The sequence below is a fragment of the Buttiauxella sp. AC038 genome, assembly GCF_979253565.1.
On sequence record NZ_CEEDCQ010000001.1, the window covers coordinates 2,890,886 to 2,909,238 of the forward strand.

Annotated in this window: 19 protein-coding genes and 1 pseudogene; 8 read left to right on the forward strand and 12 right to left on the reverse strand. The window is 51.1% G+C overall.

All coding sequences use genetic code 11. The features are described from left to right. From ntrB to AC0IXI_RS13665, 3 genes are all read right to left on the reverse strand, one after another. Nucleotides 1-882, reverse strand: a complete 882-nt coding sequence (gene ntrB / locus AC0IXI_RS13655; RefSeq protein WP_134182991.1) for a nitrate ABC transporter permease — start codon at nt 880-882, stop codon at nt 1-3. Nucleotides 883-892: 10 nt separating this feature from the next. Continuing rightward, a complete protein-coding gene (locus AC0IXI_RS13660) occupies nt 893-2,143 on the reverse strand; it encodes a CmpA/NrtA family ABC transporter substrate-binding protein (protein ID WP_471682603.1) in 1,251 nt (416 codons plus the stop codon). A gap of 237 nt (nt 2,144-2,380) precedes the next feature. Beyond that, a complete protein-coding gene (locus tag AC0IXI_RS13665; RefSeq protein ID WP_134182995.1) occupies nt 2,381-3,577 on the reverse strand; it encodes a nitrate regulatory protein in 1,197 nt (398 codons plus the stop codon). A 79-nt stretch (nt 3,578-3,656) separates the two neighbouring features. Between AC0IXI_RS13665 and AC0IXI_RS13670 the strand changes: the two genes are divergently transcribed. After that, nucleotides 3,657-4,010, forward strand: coding sequence for a DsrE/DsrF/TusD sulfur relay family protein (locus AC0IXI_RS13670; protein ID WP_413498422.1), 354 nt, complete (start codon nt 3,657-3,659; stop codon nt 4,008-4,010). A 262-nt stretch (nt 4,011-4,272) separates the two neighbouring features. Continuing rightward, the gene (locus tag AC0IXI_RS13675) at nt 4,273-4,518 is read left to right on the forward strand and encodes a DUF1883 domain-containing protein (RefSeq protein WP_154150083.1); all 246 of its coding nucleotides are present in this window, start codon (nt 4,273-4,275) and stop codon (nt 4,516-4,518) included. A 60-nt stretch (nt 4,519-4,578) separates the two neighbouring features. On the opposite strand, the gene AC0IXI_RS13680 is transcribed toward AC0IXI_RS13675, so the two are convergent. Both AC0IXI_RS13680 and chaB read right to left on the reverse strand, forming a co-directional pair. Continuing rightward, nucleotides 4,579-5,274 carry a gamma-glutamylcyclotransferase gene (locus AC0IXI_RS13680; protein WP_064518615.1) on the reverse strand — a complete coding sequence of 232 codons (696 nt, stop codon included), beginning with the start codon at nt 5,272-5,274 and terminating at the stop codon, nt 4,579-4,581. A gap of 225 nt (nt 5,275-5,499) precedes the next feature. Then, nucleotides 5,500-5,730 (reverse strand): putative cation transport regulator ChaB, encoded by a 231-nt coding sequence (chaB, locus tag AC0IXI_RS13685; protein ID WP_064518447.1) that lies wholly within the window; start codon nt 5,728-5,730, stop codon nt 5,500-5,502. Nucleotides 5,731-6,010: 280 nt separating this feature from the next. Between chaB and chaA the strand changes: the two are divergent. Beyond that, nucleotides 6,011-7,113 (forward strand): annotated as a pseudogene (gene chaA / locus AC0IXI_RS13690) (sodium-potassium/proton antiporter ChaA). A 91-nt stretch (nt 7,114-7,204) separates the two neighbouring features. Here the strand turns inward: chaA and kdsA are convergent. The 6 genes from kdsA to hemA are packed head-to-tail and all read right to left on the reverse strand — an operon-like array spanning nt 7,205 to nt 12,524. Continuing rightward, nucleotides 7,205-8,059 carry a 3-deoxy-8-phosphooctulonate synthase gene (kdsA, locus tag AC0IXI_RS13695; protein ID WP_064518442.1) on the reverse strand — a complete coding sequence of 285 codons (855 nt, stop codon included), beginning with the start codon at nt 8,057-8,059 and terminating at the stop codon, nt 7,205-7,207. 40 nt (nt 8,060-8,099) lie between these two features. Continuing rightward, on the reverse strand, nt 8,100-8,909 hold the full coding sequence (gene sirB1 / locus AC0IXI_RS13700) for an invasion regulator SirB1 (protein ID WP_064518440.1): 810 nt from the start codon (nt 8,907-8,909) through the stop codon (nt 8,100-8,102). Between the two features lie 3 nt (nt 8,910-8,912). Next, nucleotides 8,913-9,302, reverse strand: a complete 390-nt coding sequence (gene sirB2, locus AC0IXI_RS13705; protein ID WP_064518438.1) for an invasion regulator SirB2 — start codon at nt 9,300-9,302, stop codon at nt 8,913-8,915. A gap of 17 nt (nt 9,303-9,319) precedes the next feature. Beyond that, a complete protein-coding gene (prmC, locus tag AC0IXI_RS13710) occupies nt 9,320-10,150 on the reverse strand; it encodes a peptide chain release factor N(5)-glutamine methyltransferase (protein ID WP_064518436.1) in 831 nt (276 codons plus the stop codon). Then, the gene (prfA, locus tag AC0IXI_RS13715) at nt 10,150-11,232 is read right to left on the reverse strand and encodes a peptide chain release factor 1 (RefSeq protein WP_064518434.1); all 1,083 of its coding nucleotides are present in this window, start codon (nt 11,230-11,232) and stop codon (nt 10,150-10,152) included. Before prfA ends, prmC begins: the two co-directional genes overlap by 1 nt. 35 nt (nt 11,233-11,267) lie before the next feature. Beyond that, entirely contained in the window at nt 11,268-12,524 is a 1,257-nt protein-coding gene (gene hemA, locus AC0IXI_RS13720; RefSeq protein WP_064518432.1) for a glutamyl-tRNA reductase, read from the reverse strand. Nucleotides 12,525-12,729: 205 nt separating this feature from the next. On the opposite strand from hemA, the gene lolB reads away from it, so the two are divergent. From lolB to dauA, 4 genes are all read left to right on the forward strand, one after another. Then, nucleotides 12,730-13,353 (forward strand): lipoprotein insertase outer membrane protein LolB, encoded by a 624-nt coding sequence (gene lolB / locus AC0IXI_RS13725; protein ID WP_422568752.1) that lies wholly within the window; start codon nt 12,730-12,732, stop codon nt 13,351-13,353. Further along, entirely contained in the window at nt 13,353-14,222 is an 870-nt protein-coding gene (gene ispE / locus AC0IXI_RS13730) for a 4-(cytidine 5'-diphospho)-2-C-methyl-D-erythritol kinase (RefSeq protein WP_471682604.1), read from the forward strand. Before lolB ends, ispE begins: the two co-directional genes overlap by 1 nt. 122 nt (nt 14,223-14,344) lie before the next feature. Next, the gene (prs, locus tag AC0IXI_RS13735) at nt 14,345-15,292 is read left to right on the forward strand and encodes a ribose-phosphate diphosphokinase (protein ID WP_034494941.1); all 948 of its coding nucleotides are present in this window, start codon (nt 14,345-14,347) and stop codon (nt 15,290-15,292) included. A gap of 173 nt (nt 15,293-15,465) precedes the next feature. Beyond that, nucleotides 15,466-17,139: a C4-dicarboxylic acid transporter DauA gene (dauA, locus tag AC0IXI_RS13740; protein ID WP_243839572.1), complete on the forward strand. Its 1,674-nt coding sequence runs from the start codon at nt 15,466-15,468 to the stop codon at nt 17,137-17,139. Nucleotides 17,140-17,195: 56 nt separating this feature from the next. Here the strand turns inward: dauA and ychH are convergent, their stop codons facing one another. Beyond that, nucleotides 17,196-17,474 (reverse strand): stress-induced protein YchH, encoded by a 279-nt coding sequence (gene ychH / locus AC0IXI_RS13745; RefSeq protein WP_034455878.1) that lies wholly within the window; start codon nt 17,472-17,474, stop codon nt 17,196-17,198. Between the two features lie 275 nt (nt 17,475-17,749). Here ychH and pth point away from each other — a divergent pair, with 275 nt between their 5' ends. After that, nucleotides 17,750-18,337 carry an aminoacyl-tRNA hydrolase gene (gene pth, locus AC0IXI_RS13750; protein WP_064518425.1) on the forward strand — a complete coding sequence of 196 codons (588 nt, stop codon included), beginning with the start codon at nt 17,750-17,752 and terminating at the stop codon, nt 18,335-18,337. The last annotated feature ends 16 nt before the right edge of the window (nt 18,338-18,353 follow it).

Here is an 18,353-nt window from a genome sequence, read left to right on the forward strand (position 1 = left end):
TTATTTTTCCCAGCTGAAGCGACGCGCCAGCAGCATTAAACCCTGTTCGAGCAGCAGCCCGACCACGCCGATAATCACAATCGCGATGAGGATGTTTTCGACGTTGAGGTTGTTCCACTCGTTCCAGATCCAAAAGCCAATGCCCAGGCCGCCGGTCAGCATTTCGGCGGCGACAATCACCAGCCACGCAATGCCGATAGATAACCGCACACCGGTTAATACCGCGGGCAAAACCGCCGGGAACAAAATTTTCCGCATCACCGTCCATTCGGAAAGTTTCAGTACCCGGGCCACGTTGAGGTAGTCGTCCGGAATGCGTTTTACCCCTTCGGCGGTGTTAATCACCATCGGCCAGATTGAGCAGATGAAAATGGTCCAGCTCGAGGCAGGCTCCGCTTTTTGAAACAGCAGCAGACCAATCGGCAGCCAGGCCAGCGGGCTGACCGGGCGCAAGAGCGAGATAATCGGGTTAAACATGCGGGCTAAGAAGGTAAAGCGACCAATCAGGAAGCCTGCCGGTATACCGACAATGGCGGCGAGGCCGAACCCAACGGCGACACGCTGGAGCGAGGCAAGAATGTTCCAGCCAATCCCCTGGTCGTTTGGCCCGGCGTTATAGAACGGGTCGGAAAACAGCGTAATGGCTGATTCCAGTGTGCGTAGCGGCGTCGGGAAACCTTTGCTGTTCAGCGCCGCGATTTGCCATGCCACCACCAGTAACCCCATACCAAGAACCGCGGGGATCAGGCGCTCAAAAAGGCCAAGGCTAAACTGGCGCCATTGTGGTTTACGGCGGCGAACGGTGACGGGCGGTAGTGTTATCACTTCCCCAACCGGGGCGCTAAGCGCCGTGGTGGGCGGTTTGTGTGCAGAATTGTTCATCTCATTCCCCTTAGCGTTTAATGGCAAAACTTGCGGCGTAAGCGGCAGGGTCGCTGCCGTTCCAGGTACTGCCATCCATCAAGGTGCTGGTGCGCATCTGGCTTGTGGGAACAGAAATGTTGCCCACGGCGCTAGCAGCCTGTTGATAGATGTCGATACGGTTGATGCGGCGAGCGACAGCAAGATAGTCAGGGTCGTGGTCCAGCAAACCCCAGCGGCGGTGTTGGGTCAGGAACCACATGCCGTCAGAAAGCCACGGGAAGGTCACTTCGCCGTCGCGGAAAAAGTGCATGGCGTGGTCGTCCTGCCATTTCTTGCCGATGCCATTGTCGTATTGCCCGAGCATGCGCCCAGTCAGGAAATCGGCTTTGGTGTTGAGGTACGCCCGCCCGGCGAGCACATTAGCGGTTTCGCGGCGGTTGTCGTCGCTGGCATCAATCCAGCGCGATGCCTCAAGAATGGCGGCGACTAACGCTCGTGCGGTATTGGGGTTTTGTTCCACCCAGGCGCTGCGGGTACCGAGGATTTTTTCCGGATGATCCGCCCAGATGGATTGCGAGGTTGCAGCGGTGAAGCCGATGCCGTCGCTGATTGCCCGTTGGTTCCAGGGTTCACCGACGCAAAATCCGTGCATATTGCCGATGCGCATGTTCATGACCATTTGCGGTGGCGGCACCACCACGGTGCGCACATCGGTAAACGGGTTAATTCCCGCCTGTGCCAGCCAGTAATAGAGCCACATCGCGTGGGTACCCGTCGGGAAGGTATGCGCAAAGGTGAAACTTCCCGGCTCTTTGCTGGCAACGAGTTTTTTCAGGCTTTGCGCATCCGTCACGCCCTGCTTTGCAAGATCCATCGAAAGGGAGATGGCCTGCCCGTTGTTGTTAAGCGTCATCAGGTTCGCCATCGACTGTTGTTTACCGGCGATACCCATCTCCAGACCATAAACCAGGCCGTACAGAACATGGGCAGCATCAAGTTCACCGGAAACCATTTTGTCGCGCACCGCCGCCCAGCTTGCTTCTTTGCTCGGTACAATCGAGATGCCATATTTTTTGTCGAAGCCTTTTACCGAGGCCATCACCACTGATGCACAGTCAGTGAGTGGGATAAAACCGACCTTTACCGTGCTTTGTTCCGGTTTATCGCTGCCCGCAGCCCACACGGAATTGATCATGCCCGGCAGTAAATACGCCCCGCCTAATACAGCACCCGCCTGTAGAAATCGACGGCGCGACAAAGTTATGGTTTTTTTGCTCATCGGCTTCATCCTGATAAAAGGTAAAAAAAGCGCCCATCAATGTGGGTCAGCACATTGAGGGACGCCTTTGTCCAACCTGAAGCACACCGCCATTGGCGCAATTCAGGTAAAAGTTAGATTCAATAGGTTATTGCAACTCGCGTGCCAGTTTGGGAAGCCTGTGAATCCGTGCTTTTGCGAGAAAACACGTGGCCATTCGCACCACCAAAACGCACTAAATGCCCACCCTTTGTGCAACTACTCCTTAGTAGGTAGCTGCCAGATGTCTGCTACGGAAACCATCGCGCTCGCGACTTCTGTCATGCGTTTATTCTGGTTCATCGCCATTTTGCGCAGCGTTTGCCAGGCCTGTTCTTCAGTGTATCCCTGATGGCAAATCAGCAACGCTTTTGCCTGGTCTATCACTTTTCTCTCATCCACCGTGGTCTGAAGCGACGCCAGTTGCTGTGCCATGGTTTCGAGTTGTTGGGCCTGCTGGCGTACCAGCGGCAGAAGATGGCGGTCAAGATAGTGCTCGCTGTGGTTGCCGTCTCGCCCCGCAACCCAGTGAGCAAATTCGTTATCGTTAAGGGGTGTTTGCTGTAAAACCTGGCCAAGCGCCTGCTGCACCTGCGCCATCACCGCGTCGATAAGTTTATCCTCCACTTCTTTTAAGGCATCAATTCTGCTGGTTAACAGCGTAAACCAGCGTAATGCCAGCAGCGCCTTATCACCATCAGCCGGGAGGCGAGTACAAGCCATGCGCCTGAGCTGCTCGGTTTCCCGGCACGGTTCGCCACAGGCCTGGTATTGCAGGCGCTGCGGTTCATCGGCCATGGTGCAAAACACATCAAAACAGCGTTGCTGGCTATCAATACGATCCACCAATTGCTGGCGCAGCGTGTCGCTAAATTCCCCTTGCGTAAAACCGAGTGCACCAATCGCCCGCTCCTGCCCCGCAAACTCTTTGCCCTGCATAAAACTGAACAATGCCGCAAGCGTACGAGCAACGCCTGCATCGTCCACCACGTTGCTGGTTTCGGGGACAATACTAAGCAAGTGCCGCAGCGTGATATTGAATTGCTCCATCGCCTTTAGCGGCGTGATTTGGTGCTCTGCAATATTTGTTCGCAGCACCGGTAAATGCTCAAGGTAATGCAGGGCGCAGGCCAGACTGACCAACAGCGCACTGCCGGGTAGGTAATCTGGTTGCTCAATCGCCTGTTTGAAAAGACCCAGTTCGTGGTCAACTTCCTGCATACAACGCTGCCGTTCGGCACCAAACAAGTGGCCCGATGAACACAGCCAGATGTTGGAAGCCCCGCGCTCACGTTGTAGCATGTGTGCAAGCTTGGCTATCCGTCCGGTAAGCTGCCCGATTTGCAGAATGTCCTGCAACTGCTCGCGCCCTCGGGTTCGCGCCACCATTAAAAAGTCACGGGCGGTTGAATTCATAAACGCTCCTGAACGGCGAGTGATGATTTGAGTCATTCAGATAAGCAAGAAATGTGCCTTGAGGGGCAAAGGAGAAGCAATGCAAAAAATTGTGATTATCGCCAACGGGGCTGCTTACGGCAGTGAGTCTTTGTTTAACAGCCTGCGCCTGGCGATTGCATTATGCGACCAGCAGCCACAACCGCAGGTGAAACTGTTTTTGATGTCTGATGCGGTGACTGCCGGATTACGCGGTCAGAAACCGGCTGAAGGTTATAACATCCAGCAAATGCTGGAGATTTTAACCGCGCAAAATGTGCCGGTGAAATTGTGTAAGACCTGCACCGACGGGCGTGGCATCACGTCATTACCGCTGGCTGATGGTGTGGAAATTGGCACGTTGGTGGAATTAGCTCAGTGGACATTGAGTGCGGATAAGGTTTTAACGTTCTAATAAACGAGCTTATAGCTCTGGCCTGAAACCAAATTTAATGATGACCTGACGCTAATTATCCGTATAAAAAACCATCAGCTGAATGGTTTCAGGTACATCTGCATTTTTGTTTAATCCTTATGGCATTTTTTGATCAAAGTCAGCATTTGTGAGGCTGGGGTCTGGTGTTATGCATGAAGTGTAATTTGTGAGCAGCATCACTGATTGCAAGGATAACCCGGCGCATGGATGTCTAACTTTGATGTGATAGCGGAGTATAAAAATGCCAGTAGTGAAAGCCAGTTTGCATCTTTTTGGCGGTGACACCGTGGTGGTTCACTGTTCAAATAAAAGCCATATTCATTTGATGAGCGACACCAGTTCTGCGGGTAAACCACAGGCGGATATTCTTAGCGTTGAAGATAAGCAGTCTGCTTATTTGACAGTGCCGTACAGCGGGACGTGGAAAGTGTTGATTGATAGCCACAGTAAATCGCTTGAGCACTCAATCAGTTATGTAGCAGCATAAAAACCTCATCCCGGCCCTCTTTTGAGGGCTACTTTTTTGCAGGATGAGGCTCAGAAATGGTCAGGCAAAGCCGGGCTGCAACTCCCCATCCTCACCTTTCGGTTGCAACCAGTCTCTGACTTTATTCACCAGTTCATCAAGACAATCATCGTGCATGCCCCGCTTTATCAGTTCTTGTTCAAGTGAGAACAGATACTGTGCGTTGGTACCCAATGGACCACTGGCGGCGGCAATCAACGGCGCGATAATGTCAGCACGCGTGTCAGCTTCATAGAGTGGATGACGCGGGTCCATAATAAACACCAGCGCATTCACCACGCGACTATCATCCAGCTCGAGTTTGCACCACGTCGGCAAATAACAGCCGGTGATCATTTCACGCTTCCACACCAGCGTCAGTTCGTCTTCAAGAATGGCCTCTGGCAAACGGTAAGCAAGCCCTGTAGTGCGCCCACCTTCTTTCAGGGCGAGCATGCGACCAGGCTGGCATGCTGTTCCGCGCCCTGCCGTCAAACGCAGACAAAAGGCCCGATGCCAGCCAACAAGTGTACCTGCCGCTGACTCTTCATATTCAAATGCAGGGTTCCACATCAGGGAACCATAGCCAAAAATCCACACAGGACTGCTATCGGGACGGCAAGCGAGCGTCGCGGCGAGTGATGCCGATCGCTGCTCAGGGGTCCACAACAGCGATTCCTCAATGGAGCCAAAAGCTGTCTTACAATCTGCTTTAATTAAGAAATCACGCGTTAACACCATACACCTCCGCCACTGCATACTTCCGTGTGACTACGTCAGATGCGCCTTCCGGGCTTTTTAGTTACTGCTTACTATTAGAGCAGCATATCAGTGAACATAAGCAATTAGCGACACGCTGGCAAGTTTGATGACGATCACAAAACAATAAAAATGTCATATTAACTTGCCATACTGGAGTGTGAGGGGAAGATTGAAGATGAATATCAATACATTGTGCAAGGTTTAAGTTTTCTTATGCCATTTATCATCATCACCCTTTTGGTAACTGTGTTTCACGGCAGCCCACGCAACTTTATGGGCGGTTTCTTCACGGGTGGCATCATCCCGCCGGTCTTCTTTATCTTTGTACTCATCCCACGCGCTGTTAAACGCCTCTTTGTAGATATCCTGGGCATGAGCGGGAAGGACATTTTGTACGCTTTCCGGGAGGTCATTTCGGCTTTTATAAGGCATCACGTTATCCTGAATCAGTTAAACCTAAAGTTTGAAACACGAGGTCCGATCCTGCCAGCTAAAATCAATAATTGTGTTTATGGAAAATACATCCTTATGTTTTGTATTGATTAATATCAGAAAACATCTATTTTCATTCATCAGAAATACTATTGCTGTCAAAGCGGTAAAACTGAGTAAATTTTCTCAGAAAACGCCCGTTCTTTGCTATTTTAACGGGGACATAATGTCCGACTATAATCAATAAATAGCTTAATGCCTGCACAGATGGAGATGTATTTTGACCAAAACACAACATGAGGCGGTGAAAACCCGTCATAAGGAGAGTTCGCTCATTTTCCCGGTATTAGCGCTGGTCGTACTGGTGATGTGGGGAGGAAGCCAGTCTTTTCCAGCGGTTATTGGGATCAATATTCTGGCCCTGGTGGGCATTTTAAGTAGCGCATTTAGCGTAGTTCGTCACGCAGACGTACTCGCCCACCGTTTGGGTGAACCTTACGGTTCTCTAATTCTTAGTCTGTCCGTTGTTATTCTTGAAGTCAGCTTAATTTCCGCATTAATGGCGACAGGCGACGCCGCGCCAACACTGATGCGTGACACGTTGTACTCGATCATTATGATTGTGACGGGGGGCTGGTCGGTTTCTCTCTTCTGCTGGGTGGAAACAAATTCGCGACGCAATATATGAATCTGTTTGGCATCAAACAGTACTTAATTGCTTTGTTCCCACTAGCAGTCATCGTGCTGGTGCTTCCAACTGCATTGCCAGAAGGTAACTTCAGTACCGGGCAGGCATTAATGGCTGCGGCCATTTCCGCTGCAATGTATGGCGTGTTCTTACTGATTCAGACTAAAACACACCAAAGCCTGTTTGTTTACGAGCATGAAGACGAGGCTGACGATGACGACCCGCATCACGGTAAACCATCGGCACACAGCAGCACCTGGCATGCCATTTGGCTGATCGTGCATCTGATTGCCGTAATTGCCGTCACCAAGATGAACGCAGTGCCACTAGAGTCATTGCTCTCGACGCTCAATGCGCCAGCGCAATTTACCGGCTTCCTGATAGCGTTGTTAATTCTCTCCCCTGAAGGTTTAGGGGCGCTTAAAGCAGTGCTAAATAATCAGGTTCAGCGCGCAATGAACCTGTTCTTCGGCTCTGTACTGGCAACTATCTCGCTGACAGTTCCGACTGTGACGATAATTGCTATGCTGACGGGCAACGATCTGACCTTTGGTTTAGGAATGCCGGAGTTGGTTGTGATGTTGACTTCGCTTGTGTTGTGCCAGATTTCATTCTCGACAGGGCGCACAAATGTCCTCAACGGCACCGCGCACCTTGCGCTGTTTGCCGCTTATCTGATGACGATATTTGCCTGACGGGTCAGCATCATAAAAAAAGCCCTTATCGTGAGATAAGGGCTTTTTGTTTTGGTGGCTAACCGCAACGCCAACCGCGATTCATTCATTCTTACTTGCTGGTATCCAGCGGCTCGAAGTTCTTCACCAGGTCATCAATAGCTTTGATTTGCTGGAGGAACGGCTCAAGTTTCGCCAGTGGCAGTGCTGATGGGCCATCGCAACGCGCTTTATCTGGATCCGGGTGTGCTTCGATAAACAGACCAGCAAGGCCAGTCGCCATACCCGCACGTGCCAATTCAGCAACCTGCGCACGACGGCCGCCAGATGCTGCGCCAAACGGGTCACGGCATTGCAGTGCGTGAGTCACGTCGAAGATAACCGGTGAGCCATTAGAAACTTGTTTCATCACGCTAAAGCCCAACATGTCGACAACCAGGTTGTCATAACCGAAGTTCGCACCACGGTCACACAGGATGATCTGGTCGTTGCCACCTTCGTGGAATTTATCAACGATGTTACCCATTTGGCCAGGGCTTACGAACTGAGGTTTTTTGACGTTGATAACCGCGCCAGTTTTCGCCATCGCTTCAACCAGGTCAGTCTGGCGAGCAAGGAAAGCAGGCAACTGAATCACATCAACCACATCCGCAACAGGTTGTGCCTGGCTTGCTTCATGAACGTCGGTGATTATTTTCACGCCGAAAGTTTGCTTCAGCTCCTGGAAAATCTTCATCCCTTCTTCCAGGCCGGGACCACGGTAAGAGTTGATGGATGAACGGTTGGCTTTATCGAAAGACGCTTTAAATACGTAAGGGATGCCCAGTTTCTGGGTCACAGTGACATAGTGCTCACAAATACGCATCGCCAGGTCACGTGATTCCAGCACGTTCATGCCGCCAAACAGTACAAATGGCAGGTCGTTTGCGACGTTAATATCGCCAATGCTTACGACTTTCTGTTTCATCTTAATCTCGCCTTGTTGGGAAACATTTAAAAATTTGGCATCAGTGCAGAATGATCTGTTTTTGCGAAATAGAGTTAATTTGCGCTTTGATCATCTCGCTTATCGGGTCTTCCGGGCATTGTTCAACAAAGTAGCTGAGGTCGTTGAGTGCCACATGTTCGCAATCGAGCTGAGCATAGATCAAGCCACGGTCACGAATTTCATAAGGATCTTCCGGGTTAAACTGGAGCAAGGCCTCGCTTGTGCGCAGCGCCAACTCCATCTGACGCTCTTCCATCAGCGCGGACTTCATGGTGTCGAGCAATTTACGCACCACTTCCGCGTTGTCTGCTTCATCTAAATCTTCATCAAACAGCTCGGCTGTCGGCCCGACATTACCTTTCAACCACACTTCCAGCGTGTGTTCGTTAAGCGTGTCACCGTTGAATGGGTTGATGAGCCACATTTCACCGTCCATCCAGTCGCCGCGTAAAATCAGCTGAGTGGGGAAAATTACCGGATTCAACGGGATATCAAGACGGTCGGCTATCCACAATAGAATAGCACCCAGAGACACTGCACTGCCCTGACGCTTGGTCAGTACGTTATCGAGCCACAGTGCATCGGATAAACGGTAAACGCCGCTGGAGTCTTTAAAACCCCAGGTGCCATAAAACAGTTCGACTAATTTTTCGAGCTGCACATCCTGGTGGAGACCTTCGCAGATCTCTTCACGCGCAAGGCGGGCCAGGCTTTCCAGTTGTGCTCGCACTTCTTCTGCCGGGAAATCATCACGGATCAGCTGCGAGACTAAAATCATGCCCTCGCATAACGGCGCCTGATTGAATTCGAAATCGGCTAACGACCTCATGACTTACCCCAGTAATGGTATTTTTGTGGTGGCGAGTTTAATGATGATGTAAAGCACCACCAGGGCCAACAGAAAGGCAAACCACCGTATCTGTTGGCTGCGTGGGCGTTTGCCCAACACGATAAACCCTAAAACGATATAGATAATAACGCCAAATAGCTTCTCAGTCAGCCATGCACCTTGTGGCGTGAAGGGATAGAAATGCGTAATCATCACAAGAGCGATGCCGCTGACCAGCAATACGGTGTCATTCACATGCGGCACAATGCGCACCCAGCGCTTGTTTGACATGGTTGATTCACGGTATTGCCACCAGTAGCGCAAAACGAACAGACTCACGGAAATGAAGACCGTCAGAATATGCAAATGCTTGAGCGCGAAGTAAGTAGCCATTTTGCTCAGTTCCTTATTTAGAAATAGCGTCCTACTGTCAGTCGGTCATTACCACCGTAATCCTGACAGCTTTGTATCTCGGTATATCCTGCTTGTGTAAACAATTCGCGGACTTGCGCAGCCTGAAGCCAGCCGTGTTCGAGTAATAACCAACCACCAGACTCAAGGAAATTGCGAGCTGATTCGACAAGAATGCGCAGATCAGCCAAACCGTGATTATCTGCCACCAGAGCGCTACGCGGTTCAAAACGAACATCACCCAGTGAAAGATGCGGGTCTTCCTCGTCGATGTAAGGCGGGTTGCTGACTATCACGGAGAAACGTTGGGTATTGAGAGCACTAAACCAATTGCTTTGCAAGACCTTAACATTGGTTATTCCGAGGCGGCTCGCATTATCACCCGCAAGTTCTACCGCCTCAGGAACCAGATCAAGTGCTGTCACATGACAATCCGGGCGCTCACTGGCAATCGCCAGAGCAATTGCGCCTGTACCCGTGCCTAAATCCAGCACGGAACATGCAGCTGCAGGCATTCTGGCGAGGGCTTGTTCGACAAGGCATTCCGTATCCGGGCGCGGGATAAGCGTCACGGGAGAGACACGCAGCGGCAGCGACCAAAACTCACGCTCGCCCACCAGATGCGCGATGGGCTCCCCTTTCACACGGCGCGCCAGCAAAACATCCAGCTGTTGCTGTTGTTGCACGGTCAATTCGGTCTCACCGAATGCCAGAATGAAGGTTCGCGCTTTCCCGCAGACAAAACCCAGCAGGATTTCCGCGTCACGACGCGGGCTTTCACTATCCTCAAGCTGGGCAATTGCCTGTTTTAACCAGTGTTGAAAATCCATTAGTCCTGCTCAGACAGCGCCGCTAGTTGGTCTGCCTGGAACTCCTGTACGATTGGCTCAATAAGTCCGTCGAGCTTGCCTTCCATCACTTCATCCAGACGATATAACGTCACGTTGATGCGGTGGTCTGTTACGCGGCCCTGCGGGAAGTTATAAGTGCGGTTACGGTCTGAACGATCGCCACTGCCAAGCAGGTTACGGCGCGTTGACGCTTCTTCCTGTTGACGTTTAGCCATTTCGGCAGCACGAATACGTGAGCCCAATACAGACAACGCTTTGGCTTTGTTTTTATGCTGTGAACGTTCGTCCTGACATTCGACCACGATGCCAGTTGGCAAGTGTGTGATACGGATTGCAGAGTCGGTGGTGTTAACGTGCTGGCCGCCCGCCCCCGAAGAGCGGAAGGTGTCGATACGTAAATCACCAGGATTGATATCTGGTAATTCCGCTTCAGGAATCTCTGGCATTACCGCAACGGTACACGCTGAAGTATGAATACGCCCTTGGGATTCAGTCGCAGGAACACGTTGCACGCGATGGCCACCGGACTCAAATTTCAAACGACCATACACACCATCACCGCTGATTTTGGCGATCACTTCTTTGAAGCCGCCGTGCTCACCTTCGTTGGCACTAAGAATTTCGACTTTCCAGCGACGCGACTCCGCGTAACGGCTGTACATACGGAACAAGTCACCAGCAAAAATTGCCGCTTCATCACCACCAGTACCTGCGCGAACTTCAACAAACGCGTTACGCTCGTCATCCGGGTCTTTTGGCAGCAACAACACTTGCAGTTGTTGTTCTAATTCTTCGCTGTCGCTTTTGGCCTGGTTTAACTCTTCTTGCGCCATTTCGCGCATTTCTGGGTCGTCGAGCATGCTTTGTGCGGTTTCAATATCTTCCTGCACCTGGCGCCATTGCAGGAAGCAACGGGAAACGTCGCTTAACTGGGCGTATTCGCGGGACAATGCGCGAAAACGGTCCTGGTCGGCAATGGTGGATGCATCTCCAAGAAGCGCCTGAACTTCTTCATGGCGCTCTTGCAGGGCTTCTAGTTTGGCAACGATAGAAGACTTCATGGGCGGTGTTTCACCTTGTAATAAGAGTTTATTTGCTAATCCAGCCCGAGGCTGTTGCGCAGAATCTGCAGGCGTTCTTCATCCCCGTCACGGGCAGCCTGCGTGAGCGATTTAGTTGGTGCATGGATCAGGCGATTGGTTAACTTCCACGCCAGATCCTGGAGAACGGTTTCGGCATCGGCACCCTGTTGAAGAGCGGCGATAGCCCTGGCAGCCAGGTCATCACGAACCTGTTCAGCCTGACTGCGATATTCGCGGATGGTCTCTGTGGCGCTTTGAGCGCGCAGCCAGGCCATAAATTCACTGCATTCCTGCTCAACGATAGTTTCGGCTTCAACTGCAGCAGCTTTGCGCTGCGCAAGATTGCTTTGAATAATCGCTTGCAGGTCATCAACGCTGTAGAGATAGGCATTCGGCAGTTTGCCGACTTCGGGTTCTACATCGCGAGGAACGGCAATATCCACTAACAAAAGCGGCTGGTTGCGGCGAGCTTTCAGGGCGCGTTCTACCATACCTTTGCCAATAATAGGCAACGGGCTGGCGGTGGAACTGATAATAATATCGGCTTCCTGTAACCGTGAATCGATGTCACTCAGGCTAATAACCTCTGCACCAACTTCATCTGCCAGTACTTGAGCACGTTCGCGCGTGCGGTTGGCGATGATCATTTTCTGGACATTGTGTTCGCGCAAGTGGCGCGCCGCCAGTTCGATAGTTTCACCGGCACCGACCAGCAGCACCGTCACAGTCGATAAGGATTCAAAGATTTGACGTGCCAGGGTACAGGCCGCGAAGGCTACGGATACAGCACTCGCGCCGATCTCTGTTTCGGTTCGTACGCGCTTGGCAACCGAGAAGGATTTCTGGAACATGCGCTCCAGTTCGTTGGAAAGCGAATGTCCTTTTTGGGAGTCGGCAAAGGCTTTTTTGACCTGCCCTAAGATTTGTGGCTCGCCGAGCACCAGGGAGTCAAGACCGCTGGCAACGCGCATTAAATGCGTTACCGCTTCATTATCGTGATGCCAGTAAAGGCTTTTACGCACTTCCTCTTCTTCAAGGTTGTGGTAGTTACAAAGCCAACGCACCAGTTGTTCGTGGAGGTTTTCCTGTTCTTCAACACTTAGATATAGCTCGGTACGGTTACACGTCGACAGCACCACCCCACCCTGTACCATCGGTTGTTCGAGTAGGCTGTTCAATGCCTGGTCGAGCGTGTCCGGCGAAAACGTAACACGTTCTCGCAACGATACTGGAGCTGTTTTGTGGTTGATACCAAGAGCTAAAAGGGTCATTGAGCGACTGTGAGTAACACCGACGTTGATAAGGATTAACTCGGCGCATCATACAGGATGCGCGCAGTCAATAAAAGGGAGCCACCCCATGGGGAGTATCGTAGCAATTCATGATTTAAGACAACTTGAACGTAGACGACCTCGCTATGCGCCGCTAGCATAAACAGTTAACAACTAAAATTAATGAGAAGGATCCGCTGCCACTATGTTTATGACGAAAGCCCGTCTGCTGCGCCTTGCGCCACTGGCAAGCCTTGTTTTGGCTGCTTGTTCTATTCATCAACCAAGCGGTCCGGCAAAAAGTCCTGACTCTCCGCAATGGTTACAACACCAGCAACAAGTACAAAAAATCACCCAATACCAGACGCGTGGTGCTTTTGCTTATCTTTCCGATAGCCAAAAAGTATATGCACGTTTCAACTGGCAACAGACTACGCCAGAACGCTATCGCTTGCTGCTGACTAACCCATTAGGCAGCACTGAGCTTGAACTGAATGCGCAACCGGGCGTTGTACAACTAACCGATCGCAATGGTAAAAAATACGTTGCTGATAACGCCGAAGAGATGATTGGCAAATTGACCGGGATGCCAATTCCGCTCAACAGCCTGCGCCAATGGATTCTCGGCCTGCCAGGCGAGGCGACCGACTATAAAATCGACTCGCAATATCGCCTGAGTGAAATCAACTACACCCAAGACGGTAAAACCTGGAAAGTGGTTTACAGTGATTATGACGACAAGGTGCAACCTGCCCTGCCATCTAATATGGAACTGCGCGAAGGGGATCAACGCATCAAACTCAAAATGGACAGCTGGACGGTTAAATAATGAGAAAGCGTTGGCCATCACCAGCAAAACTGAATCTTTTTTTGTATATCACGGGTCGTCGTGAGGACGGCTATCATAATTTACAAACTTTATTTCAGTTCCTCGATTATGGCGACACAATCATCATTGAGCCGAGAAACGATGGTCAAATTCGTCTTGCGACACCGATTGAAGGCGTGCCAGATGAAGAAAATTTGATTGTCCGCGCCGCCCGATTATTGCAAGACACAGCATTGCTAATGGGCACATTACCGCAAGGTGCTGGAGCCGATATCAACGTTGAAAAACAGCTGCCAATGGGTGGTGGATTGGGTGGCGGTTCGTCAAACGCAGCAACAGTTCTGGTGGCGCTTAACCATATCTGGAACACCGGCCTGACTGAAGATCAGCTTGCTGCACTGGGAGTGACTCTCGGTGCTGATGTGCCGGTATTTGTCCGTGGGTTTGCCGCTTTCGCAGAAGGTGTTGGTGAGAAGCTCACGCCGGTTTCACCAGCGGAAAAATGGTACCTTGTTGCACATCCTGGAGTCAGTATTCCCACTCCGGTCATTTTTAAAGATCCAGAGCTACCACGAAACACCCCGATCAGATCAATTGACACGTTATTAAACTGTGAATTTGGTAATGATTGTGAGGTTATCGCAAGAAAACGTTTTCGTAAGGTTGATGAGCTGCTTTCCTGGCTGTTAGAATACGCGCCGTCGCGCCTGACCGGCACCGGCGCTTGTGTGTTTTCTGAATTTGACACCGAGGACGCTGCCCGCCAGGTGCTTAAGCAAGCCCCGGAATGGCTGCATGGGTTTGTTGCGCGAGGCGTTAATGTCTCCCCGCTGCATCAGGCCATATCCGGGAAAGCTGAGTATTGGTGACAACGTCACCTTGTTTCAGACGTTGCATCAAGCTCTTTATACACCGCCTGGATGGCGCTACCCCGCCCGCATAAGCTGCGGTAGTACCATCCGCCACTGGACGCATGCCTGAGGTTTTTCTCGTGCCTGATATGAAGCTTTTTGCTGGTAACGCCACCCCGGAACTAGCACAACGTATTGCCAACCGCCTGTACACCTCCCTTGGTGACGCCGCCGTCGGTCGTTTTAGCGACGGAGAAGTAAGCGTACAAATCAACGAAAATGTACGCGGTGGTGATATTTTCATCATCCAGTCCACCTGTGCACCAACGAATGACAACCTGATGGAATTGGTTGTTATGGTAGACGCCCTGCGCCGTGCTTCTGCAGGTCGTATCACCGCTGTTATCCCTTACTTTGGTTATGCTCGTCAGGATCGCCGTGTGCGTTCTGCCCGTGTGCCGATCACCGCGAAAGTGGTTGCTGACTTCCTCTCAAGTGTTGGGGTTGACCGTGTTCTTACCGTGGACTTGCACGCAGAACAGATTCAGGGATTCTTCGATGTACCTGTAGATAACGTCTTCGGTAGCCCAATCCTGCTAGAAGATATGCTGCAAATCGGCCTGGAAAACCCAATTGTGGTTTCTCCAGATATCGGTGGCGTTGTGCGTGCTCGTGCTATCGCAAAACTGCTCAACGATACCGACATGGCTATCATCGACAAACGTCGTCCTCGCGCTAACGTTTCTCAGGTTATGCATATCATCGGTGATGTATCTGGCCGTGATTGCGTACTGGTAGACGATATGATCGATACCGGCGGCACTCTGTGCAAAGCAGCTGAAGCTCTGAAAGAACGTGGTGCTAAACGTGTATTTGCTTACGCAACTCACCCGATTTTCTCTGGCAATGCGGTTCACAACCTGCGTAACTCCGTTATCGACGAAGTTATCGTATGTGACACCATCCCACTGTCTGAAGAAATCAAAGCACTGCCAAACGTCCGCACCCTGACTCTGTCCGGTATGCTGGCTGAAGCAATTCGCCGTATCAGCAATGAAGAATCAATCTCTGCGATGTTCGAGCACTAATAGAACTCGCATAAAAAAACCCGCTGCGGCGGGTTTTTTCTTTTTATAGCATGTAAAGCCACAAGGTAACTGGAGCTGTAGCAAGGTCGCTACGGCGCTAAGTAGTATGTAATTAAGTTTAGCCTCCTTCACCTGCCTTAATGACAGATGATGCGCTCACGGATGGAATCAAAGTGAAAAACGTATCTTCTTCTGTATTACCTTTCCGCGCTCTGGTAGACGCTTGTTGGCGCGAGAAATACACAGTTTCCCGTTTTAGTCGCGATATTATTGCCGGTATTACCGTTGGGATTATTGCCATCCCGCTCGCGATGGCTCTGGCTATCGGCAGCGGTGTCGCCCCACAGTATGGTCTATATACCTCGGCTATCGCCGGGATTGTTATCGCATTAAGCGGCGGCTCACGCTTTAGCGTCTCCGGGCCGACCGCTGCGTTCGTCGTGATCCTCTACCCGGTTGCTCAACAGTTTGGCCTTGCCGGTTTGCTGATTGCGACACTGATGTCTGGCGTATTTCTAATCTTATTTGGTCTGGCGCGATTTGGCCGTCTGATTGAATACATCCCACTTTCTGTGACACTCGGTTTTACCTCCGGGATTGGGATTACCATCGCCACCATGCAGGTAAAAGATTTCTTTGGTCTGACGCTGGAACACGTGCCGGAACACTACCTGAATAAAGTGGCTGCTCTGGCGATGGCGATGCCAACGATTAATCTTGGTGATGCCGCAATTGGTGTGGTAACGCTCGCCGTGCTGATTCTATGGCCACGCCTGGGTATCCGTTTGCCGGGTCATTTACCAGCGCTTTTGGCTGGCTGTGCGGTAATGGCGATTGTCCATGCTGCAGGTTTCGATGTAGCAACTATCGGCTCTCGTTTTCACTATGTGCTGGCAGATGGCACACAAGGTAACGGTATTCCGCAATTACTGCCGCAATTGATGCTGCCATGGAACATTCCTGACTCGAACTTTACCCTGAGCTGGGATTCACTTAGTGCCCTGCTGCCTGCGGCATTTTCTATGGCGATGCTCGGCGCGATTGAATCGCTGTTGTGTGCCGTGGTGTTAGACGGCATGACCGGCACCAAACACAACGCCAACAGTGAACTAATTGGCCAGGGGCTGGGTAATATCATTGCGCCATTTTTCGGTGGAATTACGGCTACTGCGGCCATTGCGCGCTCGGCGGCAAACGTGCGTGCTGGTGCAACATCACCTGTTGCCGCAATTATTCATGCGCTGCTGGTAATTATGGCGTTGTTGGTGCTAGCCCCATTACTTTCATGGCTACCACTTTCCGCCATGGCGGCTCTGCTGCTGATGGTTGCGTGGAATATGAGTGAAGCGCACAAGGTACTGAGCCTTCTTAGGAGGGCACCAAAAGATGACATCGTGGTAATGCTTATCTGTATGTCGTTGACGGTGCTGTTCGATATGGTCATTGCTATCAGTGTTGGGATTGTACTGGCATCGTTGCTGTTCATGCGCCGTGTCGCGCGTATGACGCGGCTCGCCCCTGTCAATGTCCATACACCGGAAGGCGTGTTGGCGCTGCGTATAACAGGCCCGCTGTTTTTTGCCGCAGCCGAGGGATTATTCAATGACCTCGCCCAGCGTGTTGAGCAAAATCAGCTGATCATTTTGCAATGGGATGCCGTGCCGGTGCTTGATGCAGGCGGCCTTGATGCGTTTCAACGCTTTGTAGAAAAATTGCCGGATGGCTGCGAATTGCGGGTGACGAATCTGGAGTTCCAACCTCTAAAAACGCTGGCACGTGCTGGTGTTCAGCCGATTCCAGGTCGTCTTGCTTTCTTCCCGGATATCCATGCAGCTCTGGCTGAATAAGATTTTTGCCAAAAAAAACGGTTCATGACCAGAACCGTTTTCACTTCCAGACTTTTTTAGCTGTGGCGATGATTATCGTCGCGGCGGCAACGTTTATCAAAGTGGCGAACCCACCAATAACGGTCACCAACTTGTTCATGCCCACCTACACGAGCACCTGCCAGCCAAAGAACCGCACCAACAAATATGCTTAAAACAGCACCGTGGGCGAAATATTGCGGGAAGTTGAATTGAGGGAGTTGGTTTAAAATGGAATAACCTACGCCACCCACCATAACGACAAGCCCCAACCCCATGAAAATGTTGCCGAGTAATGAAGCGTTTTTGCGTTTCATATGTCACCTCCGGGTGTTCTTGGGTCGGTGGGGAAAATCCCCATTCCTTGTGTGTAAAGTATAGACAACACCGCTTCGGATGATGTGCGTCAGCGATCACAATAACGAATGAAAAAGCTACAAAAGTTTACAAATAACTCGCTGAATAGCATCAAATTCTAATGGTTCATTCAATGAACTATTCAAGAATTCAATAGATGATACATTGGCTCTTTGTCAACGCGTCTTGAGCACAGTAAACTACGCGGCTCTGGTCTGTTTTCAGGAAATTAAACGTGAGTATTAAATTAATAGTTGGCCTGGCAAACCCAGGTGCGGAATATGCGGCTACCCGCCATAACGCTGGAGCCTGGTATGTGGATTTGCTGGCTCAGCGCCATAACCAGTCGCTTAAAGAAGAAAGTAAATTCTTCGGCTACACGGCGCGCATAAACCTTGCCGGAGAAGATGTTCGCCTGTTAGTGCCAACCACGTTTATGAACCTTAGCGGTAAAGCGGTCGGCGCGATGGCGACCTTTTTCCGCATTGCCCCCGATGAAATTCTGGTCGCACATGACGAGCTGGATCTCCCTCCAGGCGTTGCGAAATTTAAGCTCGGTGGTGGTCACGGCGGACACAATGGTCTGAAAGACATCATTAACAAATTGGGTAATAACCCAAACTTTCACCGCTTACGTATCGGAATTGGCCATCCGGGTGATAAAAACAAAGTTGTCGGATTTGTATTAGGCAAACCGCCACTCAGCGAACAGAAGCTGATTGATGATGCGGTAGACGAAGCGGCACGTTGTACTGAAGTTTGGCTAAAGGAAGGGTTAACTAAAGCCACTAACCGTCTGCATACCTTTAAGGCGCAACCCTAGCCTGAACAACGGCCAA